Source organism: Streptomyces sp. NPDC086519 (genome assembly GCF_040686075.1).
GTDB lineage: Bacteria > Actinomycetota > Actinomycetes > Streptomycetales > Streptomycetaceae > Streptomyces > Streptomyces shenzhenensis.
The window spans coordinates 35,008-51,841 of the sequence record NZ_JBFBJL010000027.1 but is presented as its reverse complement, the minus strand read 5'-3'; the positions used below and the strand labels follow the sequence as shown (position 1 = coordinate 51,841).

Below are 16,834 nucleotides of genomic sequence, written 5' to 3'. Positions count from 1 at the left end.
GAAGCCATGACAGCGACGACCGACGGAAGCACCGGGGCCACCCCGCCGCCCCGGGCCGACTCGGCCAGCACCAAGCTCACCACCCCTGTGGCGGCCGGGGTGCAAGAAGCCGCCGAACGCGCCGTGCGGCGCGCCACCGACCATCTGCTCGCGCGGCAGGACGCGCAGGGCTGGTGGAAGGGCGACCTGGAGACCAACGTCACCATGGACGCCGAGGACCTGCTGCTCCGTCAGTTCCTGGGCATCCGCGACGAGTCGACGACCGCGGCCGCCGCGCTCTTCATCCGGGGCGAGCAGCGCGAGGACGGCACCTGGGCCACCTTCTACGGCGGCCCGGGCGAGCTCTCCACCACCATCGAGGCGTACGTCGCGCTGCGGCTGGCCGGGGACGCGCCGGACGCGCCCCACATGGCGAAGGCGTCGGCCTGGGTCCGCGAGCGCGGCGGGATCGCCGCCGCCCGGGTCTTCACCCGGATCTGGCTGGCCCTGTTCGGCTGGTGGAAATGGGAGGATTTGCCCGAACTCCCGCCGGAGCTCCTGTACTTCCCCAAGTGGTTCCCGCTCAGCATCTACAACTTCGGCCAGTGGGCCCGGCAGACCATCGTGCCGCTCACCGTGGTCTCGGCCAAGCGCCCGGTGCGCCCCGCCCCCTTCCCGCTGGACGAACTCCACACCGACGCGGCCAACCCGAACCCGCCCCAGCCGCTCGCCCCGGTGGCGAGTTGGGAGGGCGTCTTCCAGCGGCTCGACAAGGTTGTCCGCGGCTACCGCAAGGTCGCGCTGCGCCGGCTGCGCGGCTCCGCGCTGAACTCCGCCGCCCGCTGGATCGTCGAGCGCCAGGAGAACGACGGCGCGTGGGGCGGCATCCAGCCCCCGGCCGTGTACTCGGTGATCGCCCTGTACCTGCTCGGCTACGACCTCGAACACCCCGTGATGCGCGCGGGACTCGAGTCGCTGGATCGTTACGCCGTGTGGCGCGAGGACGGCTCCAGGATGATCGAGGCCTGCCAGTCGCCGGTGTGGGACACCTGCCTGGCGACCATCGCCCTCGCCGACGCCGGGCTGCCCGCCGACCACCCGCAGCTCGTCAAGGCCGCCGACTGGATGCTTGCCGAACAGGTCGTGCGGCCCGGCGACTGGGCCGTGAAGCGGCCCGGACTCCCGCCGGGCGGCTGGGCGTTCGAGTTCCACAACGACAACTACCCCGACATCGACGACACCGCCGAGGTCGTCCTCGCCCTGCGCCGGGTCCGGCACCACGACCCCGAGCGGATGGAGAAGGCCATCGGGCGCGGGGTGCGCTGGAACCTCGGCATGCAGTCGAAGAACGGGGCATGGGGGGCCTTCGACGTCGACAACACCAGCCCGTTCCCCAACCGGCTGCCGTTCTGCGACTTCGGCGAGGTCATCGACCCGCCGTCGGCCGACGTCACCGCGCACGTCGTGGAGATGCTCGCCTTCGAGGGCATGTCCCGCGACCCGCGCACCCGGCGCGGCGTCGAGTGGCTGCTCGCCGAACAGGAGCCCAACGGCTCGTGGTTCGGGCGCTGGGGCGTCAACTACGTGTACGGCACCGGATCCGTGGTACCCGCGCTCACGGCGGCCGGCCTGCCGGCCTCGCATCCGGCGATCCGGCGCGCGGTGAACTGGCTGGAGCAGGTCCAGAACGAGGACGGCGGCTGGGGTGAGGACCTGCGCTCCTACAAGTACGCGGACGACTGGAGCGGACGCGGCGCCTCCACCGCCTCCCAGACGGCGTGGGCGCTGATGGCGCTGCTCGCGGCGGGGGAGAAGGACTCCAAGGCCGTCGAGCGGGGCGTCAGGTGGCTCGCCGAGACGCAGGCCGAGGACGGCTCCTGGGACGAGCCGTACTTCACCGGCACCGGCTTCCCCTGGGACTTCTCCATCAACTACCACCTCTACCGGCAGGTCTTCCCGCTCACCGCGCTCGGCCGCTACGTCCACGGCGAGCCCACCCCCGAGGCCGAGGGGGACTGATGAACACCACGCCCGCGCCGCCCCCGTTGCTGATCGCCTGCGCGCTCGGCATCGAGCACCTCGCCCTGCGCGCCGGCGAAAGGGGCGGCTCGGGCGGGCCGGTCACCGTGCTGCGCACCGGCATGGGACCCAAAGCGGCGGAACGGTCCGTCACCCGGGTCCTGGCCGACCCCGCGCTCGCCGCCGCCGCGGTCCTGGCGACGGGCTTCTGCGCGGGACTCGCCCCCGGCATGCACCCCGGCGACCTGGTCGTCGCCGAGGAGACCCGGGACCCCCGCGGCAGCGTCCCGTGCGTGGGCACCGAACTCCTGGTGAAGGAACTCGTCCGGACCCTGCCCGGCCGCACCGTCCACACCGGCCCCCTCACCGGCTCCGATCATGTCGTCCGCGGCCACGAGCGATCAGACCTGCTCGCGACCGGCGCGATCGCGGTCGACATGGAATCGGCGGCCACGCTCCTGAGCGCCGTGCGCGCGGGCGAGCGCCCGGTCGCGGCCGTACGGGTGGTCGTGGACGCCCCTGAACACGAACTCGTCCGGATCGGCACGGTACGCGGTGGGATATCTGCTTTCCGCGTTCTCCGATCCGTTCTTCCAGCTTTCTTCGAATGGCACCGTTCTTTGCTGCTCCCCCGGAGGTGAGCCAGATGGCCATGCCGCTGCGTCAGTCGATCAAGGTCGCTACTTACTTGGCCGAACAGAAGCTCCGCAAGCGGGACAAGTTCCCGCTGATCGTGGAGCTTGAACCCCTCTTCGCGTGCAACCTGAAATGTGAGGGCTGCGGCAAGATCCAGCATCCGGCGGGGGTGCTGAAGCAGCGGATGCCGGTCGCCCAGGCGGTCGGGGCGGTGCTGGAGTCCGGTGCTCCGATGGTGTCCATCGCGGGCGGCGAGCCCCTGATGCATCCTCAGATCGACGAGATCGTGCGGCAGCTGGTGGCTAAGCGGAAGTACGTCTTCCTGTGCACCAACGCGATGCTGCTGCGCAAGAAGATGGACAAGTTCACGCCCTCGCCCTACTTCGCCTTCGCGGTGCACATCGACGGGCTGCGCGAGCGGCACGACGAGTCCGTTGCGAAGGAAGGGGTGTTCGACGAGGCGGTGGAGGCCATCAAGGAGGCCAAACGCCGCGGCTTCCGGGTGACCACCAACTCGACCTTCTTCAACACGGACACCCCGCAGACCATCATCGAGGTGCTCAACTTCCTCAACGACGACCTCAAGGTCGACGAGATGATGATCTCGCCCGCCTACGCCTACGAGAAGGCCCCCGACCAGGAGCACTTCCTCGGCGTGGAGCAGACCCGCGAACTCTTCAAGAAGGCCTTCGCGGGCGGCAACCGGAAGAAGTGGCGGCTCAACCACTCCCCGCTCTTCCTGGACTTCCTGGAGGGCAAGGTCGACTTCCCGTGCACGGCCTGGGCGATCCCGAACTACTCGCTCTTCGGCTGGCAGCGCCCCTGCTACCTGATGAGCGACGGATACGTGCCGACGTACCGCGAGCTCATCGAGAAGACCGACTGGGACAAGTACGGCCGCGGCAAGGACCCGCGCTGCGCCAACTGCATGGCGCACTGCGGCTACGAGCCCACCGCCGTCCTCGCCACCATGGGTTCGCTCAAGGAGTCCCTGCGCGCGATGCGCGAGACGGTCTCCGGGAACCGGGAGTGACGGCATGACCGCGATCCCCCTGGGCCTCCCCGAGGTCCCGGCCCGGCCGATCGCCGAACGGCGGGTCTCCCGGCAGATCCACGTCGGGCCGGTCGCCGTCGGCGGCGGCGCTCCGGTGTCGGTGCAGTCGATGACCACCACCCGCACCTCGGACGTCGGCGCCACCCTCCAGCAGATCGCCGAACTCACCGCGTCCGGCTGCCAGATCGTCCGCGTCGCCTGCCCCACGCAGGAGGACGCGGACGCACTGGCGACGATCGCGCGGAAGTCCCAGATCCCGGTGATCGCCGACATCCACTTCCAGCCCAAGTACGTCTTCGCGGCCATCGAGGCCGGCTGCGCGGCGGTCCGCGTGAACCCCGGCAACATCAAGCAGTTCGACGACCAGGTGAAGCAGATCGCGCGGGCCGCCAAGGACCACGGCACGCCGATCCGCATCGGGGTCAACGCCGGCTCGCTCGACCGCCGGCTGCTCCAGAAGTACGGGAAGGCGACGCCCGAGGCGCTCGTGGAGAGCGCTCTGTGGGAGGCCTCGCTCTTCGAGGAGCACGACTTCCGGGACATCAAGATCTCCGTCAAGCACAACGACCCGGTCGTGATGATCGAGGCGTACCGGCAGCTCGCCGCCCGGTGCGACTACCCGCTGCACCTCGGCGTCACGGAGGCCGGCCCGGCGTTCCAGGGCACGATCAAGTCGGCGGTCGCCTTCGGAGCACTGCTGTCCCAGGGCGTCGGCGACACGATCCGCGTCTCGCTGTCCGCCCCGCCGGCCGAGGAGGTCAAGGTCGGCATCCAGATCCTGGAGTCGCTCAACCTGAGGCAGCGGCGCCTGGAGATCGTCTCCTGCCCGTCCTGCGGGCGCGCCCAGGTCGACGTCTACAAGCTGGCGGACGAGGTGACGGCGGGCCTGGAGGGCATGGAGGTGCCGCTGCGGGTCGCCGTCATGGGATGTGTGGTCAACGGCCCCGGCGAGGCGCGGGAGGCCGACCTGGGGGTCGCCTCCGGCAACGGCAAGGGACAGATCTTCGTCAAGGGCGAGGTCGTCAAGACCGTGCCCGAGTCCAAGATCGTGGAGACCCTCATCGAGGAAGCGATGAAGATCGCCGAGCAGATGGAGCAGGACGGCGCCGGGTCCGGAGCACCCGCCGTCACGGTGAGCTGAACAGCACGGACCGAGAGGGGGCCGAGCGTGACGATTCTGGAGACCATCCGGGGACCACGCGACCTGAAGGCGCTGTCCGAGGCGGAACTCGGTGAACTATCCGAAGAAATACGCGAGTTCCTGGTGCACGCGGTCGCCAGGACCGGCGGTCACCTCGGGCCCAACCTGGGCGTCGTGGAGCTGACCGTCGCACTGCACCGGGTCTTCGAGTCCCCGGCCGACCGCATCCTGTGGGACACCGGCCACCAGAGCTACGTCCACAAGCTGCTGACCGGCCGTCAGGACTTCTCCAAGCTGCGCGGCAAGGGCGGCCTGTCCGGATACCCCTCGCGCGAGGAGTCCGAGCACGACGTCATCGAGAACAGCCATGCCTCCACCGCGCTCGGCTGGGCCGACGGCCTCGCCAAGGCCCGCCAGGTGCAGGGGGAGAAGGGCCATGTCGTCGCGGTGATCGGCGACGGCGCGCTGACCGGCGGGATGGCCTGGGAGGCGCTCAACAACATCGCGGCGGCGAAGGACCGGCCGCTGATCATCGTCGTCAACGACAACGAGCGGTCCTACGCCCCCACCATCGGCGGCCTCGCCAACCACCTCGCCACGCTGCGCACCACCGACGGCTACGAGAGGATGCTGGCCTGGGGCAAGGGCGTCCTGCTGCGCACGCCGGTCGTCGGCAGCACCATCTACGAGTCCCTGCACGGCGCCAAGAAGGGTTTCAAGGACGCGTTCGCCCCGCAGGGCATGTTCGAGGACCTGGGCCTCAAGTACGTCGGCCCGATCGACGGCCACGACATCAGAGCGGTCGAGTCGGCCCTGCGGCGCGCGAAACGCTTCCACGGGCCGGTGCTGGTGCACTGCCTCACGGAGAAGGGCCGCGGCTACGAGCCCGCCCTCGCCCACGAGGAGGACCACTTCCACACTGTCGGCGTCATGGACCCGCTCACCTGTGAGCCGCTCGCGCCGTCCAACGGGCCCTCCTGGACCTCGGTGTTCGGCGACGAGATCGTCCGGATCGGCGAGGAGCGGGACGACGTCGTGGCGATCACCGCGGCCATGCTGCACCCGGTCGGCCTCGGCAAGTTCGCCGAGCGCTTCCCGGACCGGGTCTGGGACGTCGGCATCGCCGAGCAGCACGCGGCCGTCTCGGCGGCCGGCCTGGCGACCGGCGGGCTGCACCCGGTCGTCGCCGTCTACGCCACGTTCCTGAACCGCGCGTTCGACCAGTTGCTGATGGACGTGGCGCTGCACCGCTGCGGGGTGACGTTCGTCCTGGACCGGGCGGGTGTGACCGGGGTCGACGGCGCGTCACACAACGGCATGTGGGACATGTCGGTCCTCCAGGTCGTCCCCGGCCTCAGGATCGCCGCCCCGCGCGACGCCGAACAGCTGCGGCTCCAGCTGCGCGAGGCCGTCGCCGTGGACGACGCGCCGACGCTGGTGCGGTTCCCGAAGGAGTCGGTGGGCCCGGAGATCCCGGCGGTCGACCGGGTCGGCGGGATCGACGTCCTGCACCGTGGGGCGGACCCGCGGGTGCTGCTGGTCGCGGTCGGCGTGATGGCGCCGGTGTGCCTCCAGGCCGCGGAGCTGCTGGCCGCCCGGGGCATCAGCTGCACGGTGGTGGACCCGCGCTGGGTCAAACCCGTCGATCCCGCGCTGCCGGCCCTGGCGGCCCGGCACGAGCTGGTGGCCGTCGTCGAGGACAACAGCAGGGCGGCCGGTGTCGGCGCGGCGGTCGCGCTCGCGCTCGGCGACGCGGAAGTGGACGTGCCGGTGCGGAGGTTCGGGATTCCGGAGCAGTTCCTGGCGCATGCGAAGCGGGGGGAGGTGCTGGCCGACATCGGGTTGACGCCGGTGGAGATCGCGGGGCGGATCGGGTCCAGCCTCGCGGTGCGGGGGGACGGCAGTGCCTACGGGGGTGCCGCGGGGGGTCGTTCGGCGGGTGCGGCGGCGTCCGCGCTGGTCGCGCCCCGCGGCGGCAGCCGCACATCGATGCGCCCCGCGCCCCTTCGGGGCGCTGATGCCGAGGGTGCTGACAAGGAGAGGCAATGAGTACGGAGTTCGACCTCGGGGCGCTGCTCGCGGAGCGTGGCGGGGAGCGGTACGAGCTGCACGGGAAGTACCTGAACCACCAGCTGCCGCGCATGCTGCACACCATCGGCTTCGACAAGGTCTACGAGCGGGCCGAGGGTGCCCACTTCTGGGACGCGGACGGCAACGACTACCTGGACATGCTCGCCGGGTTCGGGGTGATGGGGCTGGGCCGTCACCACCCCGTCGTCCGCAAGGCGCTGCACGACGTGCTGGACGCCCAGCTGGCCGACCTCACCCGCTTCGACTGCCAGCCGCTGCCCGGACTGCTCGCCGAGCGCCTCCTCGCGCACAGCCCGCACCTGGACCGGGTGTTCTTCGGCAACAGCGGCACCGAGTCGGTCGAGACGGCTCTGAAGTTCGCCCGCTTCGCCACCGGCAGGCCTCGCGTCCTCTACTGCGACCACGCCTTCCACGGCCTGACCACCGGCTCCCTGTCGGTCAACGGCGAGGCCGGCTTCCGGGACGGCTTCGCCCCGCTGCTTCCCGACACCGCCGTACCCCTCGGTGACCTCGACGCGCTCGCCCGCGAGCTGAGGAAGGGCGATGTCGCCGCCCTGATCGTCGAGCCGATCCAGGGCAAGGGCGTGCACGAGGCACCGCCCGGCTATCTGCGCGCCGCGCAGGAACTGCTGCACCGGCACAAGGCTCTGCTCATCGCCGACGAGGTGCAGACCGGCCTCGGCCGCACCGGCGACTTCTACGCCTACCAGCACGAGGAGGGCGTCCAACCGGACCTGGTGTGTGTGGCGAAGGCACTGTCCGGCGGGTACGTCCCGGTCGGCGCCACTCTCGGCAAGGACTGGATCTTCAAGAAGGTCTACTCCTCCATGGACCGGGTCCTGGTCCACTCGGCGAGCTTCGGTGCCAACGCCCAGGCCATGGCGGCCGGGCTCGCCGTCCTCTCGGTGATGGAGAACGACCAGATCGTCGCCAACTCCCGGGCCGTGGGGGAGCAGCTGAAGTCCCGGCTCGCCGCGCTGACCGACAAGTACGAACTGCTCGCCGACGTGCGCGGCCGGGGCCTGATGATCGGCATCGAGTTCGGCCGGCCCAGCTCCCTGAAGCTGCGCAGCCGCTGGACCATGCTCCAGGCCGCCCGCAAGGGCCTGTTCGCCCAGATGGTCGTCGTACCGCTGCTGCAACGGCACCGGATCCTCACCCAGGTCTCCGGCGATCACCTGGAGGTGATCAAGCTCATCCCGCCGCTGATCGTCGACGAGGCCGACGTCGACCGTTTCGTGGACGCCTTCACCGATGTGATGGACGACGCGCACAGCGGCGGCGGGCTGATGTGGGACTTCGGCAAGACGCTCATCAAGCAGGCGGTGGCCAACCGCTAGAGCGGCTCCCTGGATTTTGTCTCTGAGGCAAGGAAATTGCCATGGAGACAAAGTCGCGGCTCAATGGAGGCATGAGCTCCTCCGCGAACGAGCGGGCGGGCGGGCAGCCGGTCGAGGACCTGCCCGCCGTCGCCCCGCAGCTGCGCGCCCTGCGCCGCCGTGCCGGCCTCACCCTGGAGGCCGCCGCCCGGGACGCCGGACTGTCGCCCGCGCACCTGTCCCGGCTGGAGACCGGGCACCGGCAGCCCTCGCTGCCGATGCTGCTCGCCCTCGCGCGTATCTACGGTACGACGGTCTCGGACCTGCTCGGCGAGACCGTCGCCGACCGGGACGCGATCGTACGCGCCGTTGACATGGATCCGACCCGGGCGGGCGGCTGGACGTACTGGCAGACCGGTGCCCCGGGCCGGGGCATGCAGGCGCTGCGCGTCCATGTGCCCCACGGTTCCCAGGGCGACATCGTGCGGGTGCATCCCGGCGAGGAGTGGCTGTACGTCCTGCGCGGACGGCTCCGGCTGCGGCTCGGCGACACCACCCACGTGCTCGAGGCCGGCGACAGCGCGCACTTCGACTCGCTGACCCCGCACCGCCTCGCCGCCCAGGACCAGGACGGGGTCGAGCTCCTGTTCGTCCACACCCTGTTGCAGAGTCCCACGGCCGCCCTGTGCCTGGGACCGATCATTGGAGAGCTGCCATGACCAACATGGAGGAGAAGTTCCCGCGGGCCCTGTGGGTCCGGCTGATCATCTACATCGCCGCCGGGCACGTGCTGGCCGCGTTCCTGTTCCTGCTGTTCTCCCTCGGCGCGAAGAGCTGAGCCTCAGCCGACCAGGCGCTCGCGCAGCCGCTCCCGGGTCTGTGGGGCCAGCCTGAGGCCCTGCTCCAGGTAGGTGTCGACGTCGCCCCAGGTCTCCTCGATGCTCTCGAAGGCCGCCGTCAGGTACTCCAGGCGGGCGTCGAACAGCGGGCTCAGCAGGTCCATCACCTCGGGGCTGTACGCGCTGTCCCCGCCGCCGCTGCGCCGCACCTTGTATCGGCGGTGCTTGGCGTTGGACTCCAGGTAGTCGGCGACGATCGCGTCCCGCTCCACGCCCACCGCGAGCAGCGTCACGGCTATGGAGACACCGGCCCGGTCCTTGCCGGCCGCGCAGTGCATCAGCGCCGGGACGCTGTCCTCGGCGAGCGCGTGCAGCACGTGCGAGTGCTCGCCGGTGCGCTCCTTGACGATCGCGCGGTAGGAGCTGACCATCCGGGCCGCGGCCTTGCCGTCGCCCAGGAGCCCGTGCAGCTGGTCGAGGTCGCCCTCACGGACCATCATCCAGAAGTCGGCGCCGTGCGCGGGGTCGGTCAGCGGCAGGTTCACGTTCCGCACGCCGGGCAGCTCGACGTCCGGGCCCTCCAGCTTCTGGTCGGCGGCGTTGCGGAAGTCGAAGACCGTGTGCAGGCCGAGCGAGGCGAGGAACTCCGCGTCCTGCTCCGTCGCGTGCGCCAGATGACCGCTGCGGAACAGCACACCCGGACGCACCCGCCGCCCGTCCACGGTCGGCAGGCCACCCACGTCACGGAAGTTGCGCACCCCGGTCAGCTCGGGCTCGGTGGACGGGACCTGCTGCGTCACGGGGGCTCCTCCCGGTCGGCCCCGTCGGCGCGGCTCGTCGACGGGCACTGGCTCGACGATACGACATCGGTTTCCGCGGGCAGTGAGTTGTCCACAGGCGGCGCCTTGAGGACCCGAAGCCCTTGATTCCGGAGCCCGTGGCCATTGATGATGTTGGTGCTTGAGCGGATCTGTTGGCCCCTGTGTGAGGTTTCTCGATGGTGGACATCGCCGAAAACGGTCGTACGTGGCTCCTGTCGGGCCCGGGCAGCAGCTACGCGCTGCATCTGACGGAGGCCGACGAGCTGCTCCACCTGCACTGGGGCGCCAGAATCCAGCTCGCCGACGCCGAGGAGCTCAGCACCCGGGTGCTGCCCGGCTACTGGCCCTTCGAGTCGCCGCTCGACGGCCGCGAGGAGTACCCGGTCGAGGGCGGGCCCCGGTTCGTGCGCCCCGCCCTGTCCGTGCGCACCGAGGAGCGGCGCGGCACCGAGTGGACCTTCGCGTCGTACGAGGTCGAGGACGACGAACTCCGGTTGCGCTTCACGGACGACGGCATCGTCATCACGCTGCACTACCGGATGCGCGGTGACGTCGTCGAACGCTGGGTGACCGTCGGCAACGAGGGGCACGCGCGCGTGGAGCTGCTGCGCGCCGACCCCGCCACCTGGACCCTGCCCGACCGCGAGGGCTGGCGGCTCTCCCAACTGCACGGCCGCTGGGCCGCCGAGTCCCGGCTCGCCAGGGGCCCGCTCACCTACGGTGAGAAGGTCATCGGCAGCCGCCGCGGCCACACCGGCCACCAGCACCTGCCCTGGGTCGCTCTCGACACCGACGCCACCGAGGAGCGCGGCGAGGTCTGGGGGTGCGCCCTCGGCTGGTCCGGCTCCTGGCGCATCGCGGTCGCCCAGCTCCCCGACGCGCGCGTGCAGATCACCGGCGGCGCCGGCTACGACGACTCGGGCCTGCTGATGCTGGCCGAGGGGGAGTCGTACACCAGCCCGGTCTTCGCGGGCCTGTGGACCGACGGCGGCTTCGGCGGGGCGAGCCGTGCCTGGCACGCCTACCAGCGGGCCTACGTCATCCCGGACGCCGACCGGGACCGGCCGGTGCTGTTCAACTCCTGGGAGGCCACCACCTTCGACATCTCGGAGGACCAGCAGGCCACACTCGCCCGCCGGGCGGCCGCGATCGGTGTCGAGCTGTTCGTGGTGGACGACGGCTGGTTCGGCGCCCGTACCAGCGACCGCGCCGGACTCGGCGACTGGACACCCAACCCCGACCGCTTCCCCAAGGGCCTCAAGCCCCTCGCCGACTACGTGCACGCCCTCGGCATGCAGTTCGGCATCTGGGTGGAGCCCGAGATGGTGAACCCGGACAGCGACCTGTACCGCGCCCACCCCGACTGGGTGCAGTACCAGCAGGGGCGGAAGCGGACGGAACTGCGCAACCAGCTCGTTCTCAACCTCGCCCGCGAGGACGTCCAGCAGTACCTCTGGGAGCAACTCGACACCCTGCTGTCCAGCGCCCCGATCGACTACGTCAAGTGGGACTTCAACCGCTGCTTCACCGACGCGGGCTGGCCCGGCGAGCCCTACCCGCAGCGCCTGTGGGTCGACCATGTCCGCGGGCTGTACGCCCTGCTCGACCGGCTCCGCGCGGCCCACCCGGATGTCGCCATCGAGTCCTGCTCCGGCGGTGGCGGGCGGATCGACCTCGGCATCATGAGCCGTACCGACGAGGTGTGGACCTCCGACAACACCGACCCGCTGGACCGCCTCGCCATCCAGCACGGCTTCAGTCAGATCCACCCCGCCCGGGTGATGTCCGCCTGGGTCACCGACAGCCCGAACCACCAGCTCAACGGCCGCGTCAGCAGTCTGCGCTTCCGCTTCGTCAGCTCGATGGCCGGGGCGCTCGGCGTCGGCGGCGACCTCTCGCGGTGGACCGAGGAGGAGCTCGCCGAGGCCGGCCGCTGGGTGGAGCTCTACAAGGAGATCCGGCCGCTGGTGCAGCGTGGCGACCAGTTCCGGCTGCGGCCGCCGACCGGCGGGCTCAGCGCGGTGCAGTACACGCTCGGCGATGAGACCGTCGTCCTCGCCTGGCTCCAGGCCCAGAGCTACGGCGAGCCGGCGCCGGCGCTGCGGCTGCGGGGCCTGGACCCGACGGCGTCGTACGAATGCCGTGAAACGGGCGAAGTGCACCGGGGTGCCGTCCTGCTGCACCACGGGCTGCGCACCGGACTGAAGGGCGACCTGGATGCGGCAGTCATCCGGCTTCGCCGGATCTGATACGTATGCCCGAATTAGATCCTTTGTCGCAACTCGGTCCGGAATAAGGGGACGTGGTGTGACGTGCGTGAGGAGCGTCATATTCGTGACCGTCCGTCGCGCGTCATGTTCACGTAATTCCGGTGTTTTTCGCGGTGATGGGAAAAACGAAAGAGCTGGAATTCACGGAGGGTCACCGGGATTTCCGGTAACGGATCAAGCGGAACTCGGACAGGCGGAACCAGGTGCTTGTCCGTGTGTGTCGTACTCGCTTACGTTCGCCACACATCCGGGCGGAACGCCGAATCCTGCCGCCGCCCGGAGTCCCCACACACACTCACCCGTGCCCGGCAGGAGCGGGGGACCCACCAGGTAAGACAGCCTGTTCCGGTTCCCGGGACGGCTCGGGGTGCAGTCACGCCATGGTGCGTGGCCGGGCAGCTCCAGCCCGAACCCGACAGCTCACCTCGCAGGCGCCGGAGAGGAATGCGCCATGCCCGCGAAGGGTAAGCACCGCCGCCCCAAGACCCAGCGTCTCACCCGTTCGATGGCCGTCGCCGGAACCGGTGGCGCCGCGCTGGCCCTGCCGCTCATGGGGGCCACGGGCGCCCACGCGGCCACCCCGCAGTCCGTTTCCGAGTCCGTTTCCGAAAAGGCCACACAGTCGCTTTCGACGGTCGAGAAGACCGCGGTGCGGAAGACGGCCGCGCAGAATTCCGTGCACCGCGTCTACACGGTGGTGCCCGGTGACTGTCTTTCGAAGATCGCCCGCGAGCAGCACCTCCGCGGTGGCTGGCCCCGGCTCTACGCCGACAACCGGCAGGCCGTCGGTGACAACCCCTCGCTGATCCACCCCGGCCTCAGGCTCACGCTCGGCGGCCGGCACGCCGCGACGACGGACACCGAGGAGTTCGGCTTCCGCTCCGAGGGGCGGTCGAACTCGCAGTCGTCGTTCTCGCCTTCGCCCTCCGCGCCTTCCTCCTCGCCCTCGCCTTCCTCCTCCCCGTCCTCGCTTTCCTCCTCCCCGTCCTCGGCTTCCTCCTCGGGCGGTTCGGCGGCGACCGCCGCCGGCTTCACTCTCCCGGTCACCGGTGCCACCCTCGGCACCGGCTACCACGTCGCCGGCGGCATGTGGTCCAGCGGCCACCACACGGGCGTCGACTTCGTCGTCCCCACCGGCACCCCGGTCAAGGCCGTCGGCACGGGCACGGTCGTCACGGCGGGCTGGGGCGGCGCCTACGGCAACCAGGTCGTCATCCGGCTCGCCGACGGCTACTACGCGCAGTACGGCCACCTCTCCGCCCTCTCCGTCTCGGTCGGCCAGACCGTGACCGCGGGCCGGCAGATCGGCCTCTCCGGCGCGACCGGCAACGTCACCGGACCGCACCTCCACTTCGAGATCCGCACCACCCCCGACTACGGCTCGGACGTGGACCCGGTCGCCTACCTCCGCTCGAAGGGTCTCGCCGTCGGCTGACCCGGCGCCCCGCCGGTCTGACGCGCAGCCTGCTGCGGCACACACCGGAGACCTGTCTGGGACCTGACTTCCGGCTCTGGCGATCGACACGTCAACGCTGCTGGTCAGAGCCTTATTCCAGGCTTGGCAAAGTATTTAAAAGTGTCTTATCTCACCGAACGTCAACCCCTTATTACGGTCGCGTAGGTCACAACCGAAGGTGAATCATGGTCCGACGTGGCAGACGATTCGAAGAGTGACAAGGCATCAGTGATCGGGTCGTACGTGGCGGTGGGGGACAGCTTCACCGAGGGCGTCGGCGACCCCGGCCCCGACGGGGCGTTCGTCGGCTGGGCCGACCGGTTCGCGGTACTGCTGTCGGACCGGCGCCCCGAGGGCGACTTCGAGTACACCAACCTCGCCGTACGCGGGAAGCTGCTCGACCAGATCGTGGCGGACCAGGTGCCGCAGGCCCTGGCACTCGCCCCGGACCTGGTCTCCTTCTGTGCGGGCGGCAACGACATCATCCGCCCCGGCACCGACCCCGACGAGGTGGCCGAGCGGTTCGAGCGGGCCGTGGCCCAGCTGACCGAGGCCATCGGCACCGTATTGGTGACCACCGGATTCGACACCCGGGGCGTGCCCGTCCTCAAGCATCTGCGCGGCAAGATCGCCACGTACAACGGGCACGTCCGGGCCATCGCCGACCGCTACGGCTGCCCGGTCCTGGACCTGTGGTCCCTGAAGACCGTGCAGGACCGCCGGGCCTGGGACGGCGACCGCCTGCACCTCTCGCCCGAGGGGCACACGCGCGTCGCGCTGCGCGCCGGCCAGGTGCTCGGCGTCGAGGTACCGGCCGACCCGGACCAGCCGTGGCCGCCGCTGCCGCCCCGCGGCACCCTGGAGGTCCGCCGCGACGACGTGCACTGGGCCCGCGAGTACCTGGTCCCCTGGATCGGTCGCCGGCTGCGCGGCGAGTCCTCCGGCGATCACGTGACGGCCAAGGGGGCGCTCTCCCCGGACGACATCAAGATGCGGATCGCTTCCGTGGCCTGAGGCGTGCAAGGGGTGGCCTCATCGCGGGCCGCCCCTTACTGCTGCCCGGGCAGGCCCAGTTCGCGCGCCAGCGCCTCGTCCGCCCACTCCTGCGCCCGGGCGCGGGGCACGGAACCCGGGTACGACGTCAACTGGACGGCGAGCCCGTCGAGCAGCGCGGTCAGCCGCAGCGCCGCCGCCGCGGGGTCGGGGCACCGGAACTCACCGGCCGCCACCCCTTCGGCGATGACCTCGGCGATCGCCGCCTTCCACTGCCGATCGAGGCCTTTGGTGACGTCCCGCAGCGCCGGTTCCCGCAGCGCCGCCGCCCAGCCCTCGATCCACAGCCGCCAGCCCTTCGCCTGCCCCGTCGGCGCGTACCAGCGCACCGCCGCCCGCAGCCGGCGCAACGCCGACGTACGGCGGCCCAGCAGTTTGCGCAGATGCGCCAGGTCGTCCTCGGCGGCGTAGGTGAAGGCGGCGGCGACCAGCTTCTCCTTCGTCGAGAAGTGGTACAGCACCAGTGCGTTGCTCACCCCGAGGGCCGAGGCCACATCGGCGATCCGCACCGCCGACACGCCCCGCGCCTCGATCTGCCCGATGGCGGCCCGCAGCAGTTCCTCCCGCCGCTCGGCCACGCTCAACCGCACTCTCGCCACGCGGTCACCCTAATCGGTCCACCCGCCGCCCGCGTTGCCGTCTCAGGCCAGCGGCAGCCGCATGAGCGTGAGGTCCAGCCGGCGCCCGAACTTGGTGCCCGCCTCCCGGACCGTGCCCACGTGCTCGAAGCCGAACCGGTCGTGCAGCCGGATCGACGCGGCGTTCTGCGCCTCGATGCCGGCGATCATCACATGGTGGCCGGCCGCGCGCGCCGAGGCGATGAGGGGGCCCAGCAGTGCGGAGCCGATGCCGAGCCCGTACCTGCCCTCGCGGACGTAGACGGAGTCCTCCACCGTGTGCCGGTAGCCGTCCAGCGCGCGCCACGGGCCGTAGACCGCGAACCCGGCCACCTCGCCCGGCGCTTCGGCCGTCTCGGCCGTCTCGGCCACGAGTGCCGACCCGCGCTCCAGGTGGGCGGCGAACCAGGCTGCGCCCTCGGCGGGGGACTGCGGGGTCTCGGTCCACAGGGCCGTCGAGTGCCCGATCGCGTGATTGCGGATCGCCCGGACGGCCTCCTCGTCGCCGGGACGGGCCCGGCGTACCGTCACCAGGCTTCTCTCGTATATTGGATTCATGTCCAACATAGTAGAACCCTTGGCGGACCCCCTGGTGCGGCAGATCGCCGCGCGTGTCCGCATCGAGCGGGAGCGCCGCCGCTGGACGCTGGCGCAGCTCGCGGACGCCTCAGGTGTCTCCTCGGCGATGATCAGCCGGATCGAACGCGGCGAGAGCAGCCCCACCGCGGTCGTGCTCGGCAAGCTGTCCGCCGCCTTCCAGCTCAGCGTCGCCTCGCTGCTGGCCCTCGCCGAGGGCGCGCGGGAGTCCGAGGCGGACGTGCCGGGCGTGCGGCGCGGCGCCGACGCCGCCGAATGGCGCGATCCCGGCACCGGCTACCGGCGCCGCCAGATCACGGGCCCGCGCTTCCCGGCGGAGATCGCCGAGATCCGGCTGCCCGCCGGAGCCCGGGTGCCCTACCCGGCCGCGGCCTTCGCCTTCGTACGGCAGCTCGTCTGGGTCCTCGACGGCCGCCTCACCTTCCACGACGGCGACACGGTCCACGAACTCGAGGCCGGCGACACCATCGAACTCGGCGCGCCGGCCGAGCGCGTCTTCGCCAACACCACCGGCTCCGAGTGCCGTTACGCCGTCGTCCTCACCCGCGACACCCAGCCGTGAGCCGGCCCGCCGCCCCGCGGCGGCACGCTCCTGCCGGCCGCGACAGGTGACAACTACGCCGTGCAGCCCGCGCTCGCCGCGGTCGCCACCGACCTGGACGTGCCGCCCTCGCGCTGCTCGGCGCGCTCACCGCCGCCACCCTCCTCCTCCGGCAACGGCCGCACACCCCCATGGCTACCACGCCACCATGAGCCGCGTCATCGCGCTCGACCCCGCCCGCTCGGGCAGCCTCAGCAGTGTCCACATGGTGGGGTACTTCACGATCGGCGCCCTCGGCACGGCCGTCGCCGCACTCCTCCTGGAGGCCATCGGCCGGCAGGGCGCCAGCCTCACGGCCCTGGGCGTGTTGCTTCTCGCCGCCGCTCTCGGGCGCCGCTGAT

Annotated in this window: 16 protein-coding genes and 1 riboswitch; of the genes, 13 read left to right on the top strand and 3 right to left on the bottom strand. The window is 71.0% G+C overall.

What is annotated here, in order from left to right; genetic code table 11:
- Nucleotides 1-6: 6 nt before the first annotated feature.
- The 8 genes from shc to AB0P24_RS25185 all read left to right on the top strand — a co-directional run bounded on the left by shc (nt 7) and on the right by AB0P24_RS25185 (nt 9,077).
- A complete protein-coding gene (gene shc, locus AB0P24_RS25220; RefSeq protein WP_365797616.1) occupies nt 7-1,998 on the top strand; it encodes a squalene--hopene cyclase in 1,992 nt (663 codons plus the stop codon).
- Nucleotides 1,998-2,639, top strand: coding sequence for a 1-hydroxy-2-methyl-2-butenyl 4-diphosphate reductase (locus AB0P24_RS25215; protein WP_365797614.1), 642 nt, complete (start codon nt 1,998-2,000; stop codon nt 2,637-2,639). Before shc ends, AB0P24_RS25215 begins: the two co-directional genes overlap by 1 nt.
- A gap of 5 nt (nt 2,640-2,644) precedes the next feature.
- A complete protein-coding gene (hpnH, locus tag AB0P24_RS25210) occupies nt 2,645-3,667 on the top strand; it encodes an adenosyl-hopene transferase HpnH (RefSeq protein WP_181803030.1) in 1,023 nt (340 codons plus the stop codon).
- 4 nt (nt 3,668-3,671) lie between these two features.
- Complete coding sequence (ispG, locus tag AB0P24_RS25205) at nt 3,672-4,829, top strand: flavodoxin-dependent (E)-4-hydroxy-3-methylbut-2-enyl-diphosphate synthase (RefSeq protein ID WP_365797612.1); 1,158 nt, start codon at nt 3,672-3,674, stop codon at nt 4,827-4,829.
- A gap of 27 nt (nt 4,830-4,856) precedes the next feature.
- A complete protein-coding gene (gene dxs, locus AB0P24_RS25200) occupies nt 4,857-6,878 on the top strand; it encodes a 1-deoxy-D-xylulose-5-phosphate synthase (protein ID WP_365797610.1) in 2,022 nt (673 codons plus the stop codon).
- Nucleotides 6,875-8,260 carry an aspartate aminotransferase family protein gene (locus AB0P24_RS25195; RefSeq protein ID WP_365797608.1) on the top strand — a complete coding sequence of 462 codons (1,386 nt, stop codon included), beginning with the start codon at nt 6,875-6,877 and terminating at the stop codon, nt 8,258-8,260. The genes dxs and AB0P24_RS25195 overlap by 4 nt, the downstream gene beginning before the upstream one ends.
- Nucleotides 8,261-8,331: 71 nt before the next feature.
- Entirely contained in the window at nt 8,332-8,958 is a 627-nt protein-coding gene (locus tag AB0P24_RS25190) for an XRE family transcriptional regulator (RefSeq protein ID WP_365797606.1), read from the top strand.
- The gene (locus tag AB0P24_RS25185) at nt 8,955-9,077 is read left to right on the top strand and encodes a DUF6126 family protein (protein ID WP_181806055.1); all 123 of its coding nucleotides are present in this window, start codon (nt 8,955-8,957) and stop codon (nt 9,075-9,077) included. Before AB0P24_RS25190 ends, AB0P24_RS25185 begins: the two co-directional genes overlap by 4 nt.
- Nucleotides 9,078-9,080: 3 nt before the next feature.
- Here AB0P24_RS25185 and AB0P24_RS25180 read toward each other — a convergent pair whose 3' ends face one another.
- Nucleotides 9,081-9,878, bottom strand: a complete 798-nt coding sequence (locus tag AB0P24_RS25180) for a tyrosine-protein phosphatase (protein ID WP_365797603.1) — start codon at nt 9,876-9,878, stop codon at nt 9,081-9,083.
- A gap of 197 nt (nt 9,879-10,075) precedes the next feature.
- Between AB0P24_RS25180 and AB0P24_RS25175 the strand changes: the two genes are divergently transcribed.
- From AB0P24_RS25175 to AB0P24_RS25165, 3 genes are all read left to right on the top strand, one after another.
- Nucleotides 10,076-12,148: an alpha-galactosidase gene (locus AB0P24_RS25175; protein ID WP_365797601.1), complete on the top strand. Its 2,073-nt coding sequence runs from the start codon at nt 10,076-10,078 to the stop codon at nt 12,146-12,148.
- A gap of 307 nt (nt 12,149-12,455) precedes the next feature.
- Nucleotides 12,456-12,616, top strand: a riboswitch (cyclic di-AMP (ydaO/yuaA leader).
- 4 nt (nt 12,617-12,620) lie between these two features.
- On the top strand, nt 12,621-13,604 hold the full coding sequence (locus AB0P24_RS25170) for a LysM peptidoglycan-binding domain-containing M23 family metallopeptidase (protein WP_365797599.1): 984 nt from the start codon (nt 12,621-12,623) through the stop codon (nt 13,602-13,604).
- 249 nt (nt 13,605-13,853) lie between these two features.
- Complete coding sequence (locus AB0P24_RS25165; RefSeq protein WP_365797744.1) at nt 13,854-14,639, top strand: SGNH/GDSL hydrolase family protein; 786 nt, start codon at nt 13,854-13,856, stop codon at nt 14,637-14,639.
- Between the two features lie 35 nt (nt 14,640-14,674).
- On the opposite strand, the gene AB0P24_RS25160 is transcribed toward AB0P24_RS25165, so the two are convergent.
- Nucleotides 14,675-15,277, bottom strand: coding sequence for a TetR family transcriptional regulator C-terminal domain-containing protein (locus AB0P24_RS25160; protein WP_365797597.1), 603 nt, complete (start codon nt 15,275-15,277; stop codon nt 14,675-14,677).
- Nucleotides 15,278-15,319: 42 nt separating this feature from the next.
- Entirely contained in the window at nt 15,320-15,853 is a 534-nt protein-coding gene (locus AB0P24_RS25155) for an N-acetyltransferase family protein (RefSeq protein ID WP_365797595.1), read from the bottom strand.
- On the opposite strand from AB0P24_RS25155, the gene AB0P24_RS25150 reads away from it, so the two are divergent.
- Together AB0P24_RS25150 and AB0P24_RS25145 are read left to right on the top strand one after the other, a co-directional pair.
- The gene (locus tag AB0P24_RS25150; RefSeq protein WP_365797593.1) at nt 15,852-16,454 is read left to right on the top strand and encodes an XRE family transcriptional regulator; all 603 of its coding nucleotides are present in this window, start codon (nt 15,852-15,854) and stop codon (nt 16,452-16,454) included. The two genes, AB0P24_RS25155 and AB0P24_RS25150, sit on opposite strands and share 2 nt — an antisense overlap.
- Nucleotides 16,455-16,641: 187 nt before the next feature.
- Nucleotides 16,642-16,833 carry a hypothetical protein gene (locus AB0P24_RS25145; RefSeq protein WP_365797591.1) on the top strand — a complete coding sequence of 64 codons (192 nt, stop codon included), beginning with the start codon at nt 16,642-16,644 and terminating at the stop codon, nt 16,831-16,833.
- Nucleotide 16,834 lies beyond the last annotated feature (1 nt).

Excerpts from the sequence above, each read along its gene's own strand:
- AB0P24_RS25150 (WP_365797593.1), top strand. The coding sequence starts at position 15,852 with ATGTCCAACATAGTAGAACCCTTGGCGGACCCCCTGGTGCGGCAGATC.
- AB0P24_RS25145 (WP_365797591.1), top strand. The coding sequence starts at position 16,642 with ATGAGCCGCGTCATCGCGCTCGACCCCGCCCGCTCGGGCAGCCTCAGC.
- shc (WP_365797616.1), top strand. The coding sequence starts at position 7 with ATGACAGCGACGACCGACGGAAGCACCGGGGCCACCCCGCCGCCCCGG.
- AB0P24_RS25190 (WP_365797606.1), top strand. The coding sequence starts at position 8,332 with ATGAGCTCCTCCGCGAACGAGCGGGCGGGCGGGCAGCCGGTCGAGGAC.
- AB0P24_RS25155 (WP_365797595.1), bottom strand. The coding sequence starts at position 15,853 with ATGAATCCAATATACGAGAGAAGCCTGGTGACGGTACGCCGGGCCCGT.
- AB0P24_RS25185 (WP_181806055.1), top strand. The coding sequence starts at position 8,955 with ATGACCAACATGGAGGAGAAGTTCCCGCGGGCCCTGTGGGTCCGGCTG.
- AB0P24_RS25195 (WP_365797608.1), top strand. The coding sequence starts at position 6,875 with ATGAGTACGGAGTTCGACCTCGGGGCGCTGCTCGCGGAGCGTGGCGGG.
- hpnH (WP_181803030.1), top strand. The coding sequence starts at position 2,645 with ATGGCCATGCCGCTGCGTCAGTCGATCAAGGTCGCTACTTACTTGGCC.
- AB0P24_RS25175 (WP_365797601.1), top strand. The coding sequence starts at position 10,076 with ATGGTGGACATCGCCGAAAACGGTCGTACGTGGCTCCTGTCGGGCCCG.
- AB0P24_RS25215 (WP_365797614.1), top strand. The coding sequence starts at position 1,998 with ATGAACACCACGCCCGCGCCGCCCCCGTTGCTGATCGCCTGCGCGCTC.
- ispG (WP_365797612.1), top strand. The coding sequence starts at position 3,672 with ATGACCGCGATCCCCCTGGGCCTCCCCGAGGTCCCGGCCCGGCCGATC.
- AB0P24_RS25170 (WP_365797599.1), top strand. The coding sequence starts at position 12,621 with ATGCCCGCGAAGGGTAAGCACCGCCGCCCCAAGACCCAGCGTCTCACC.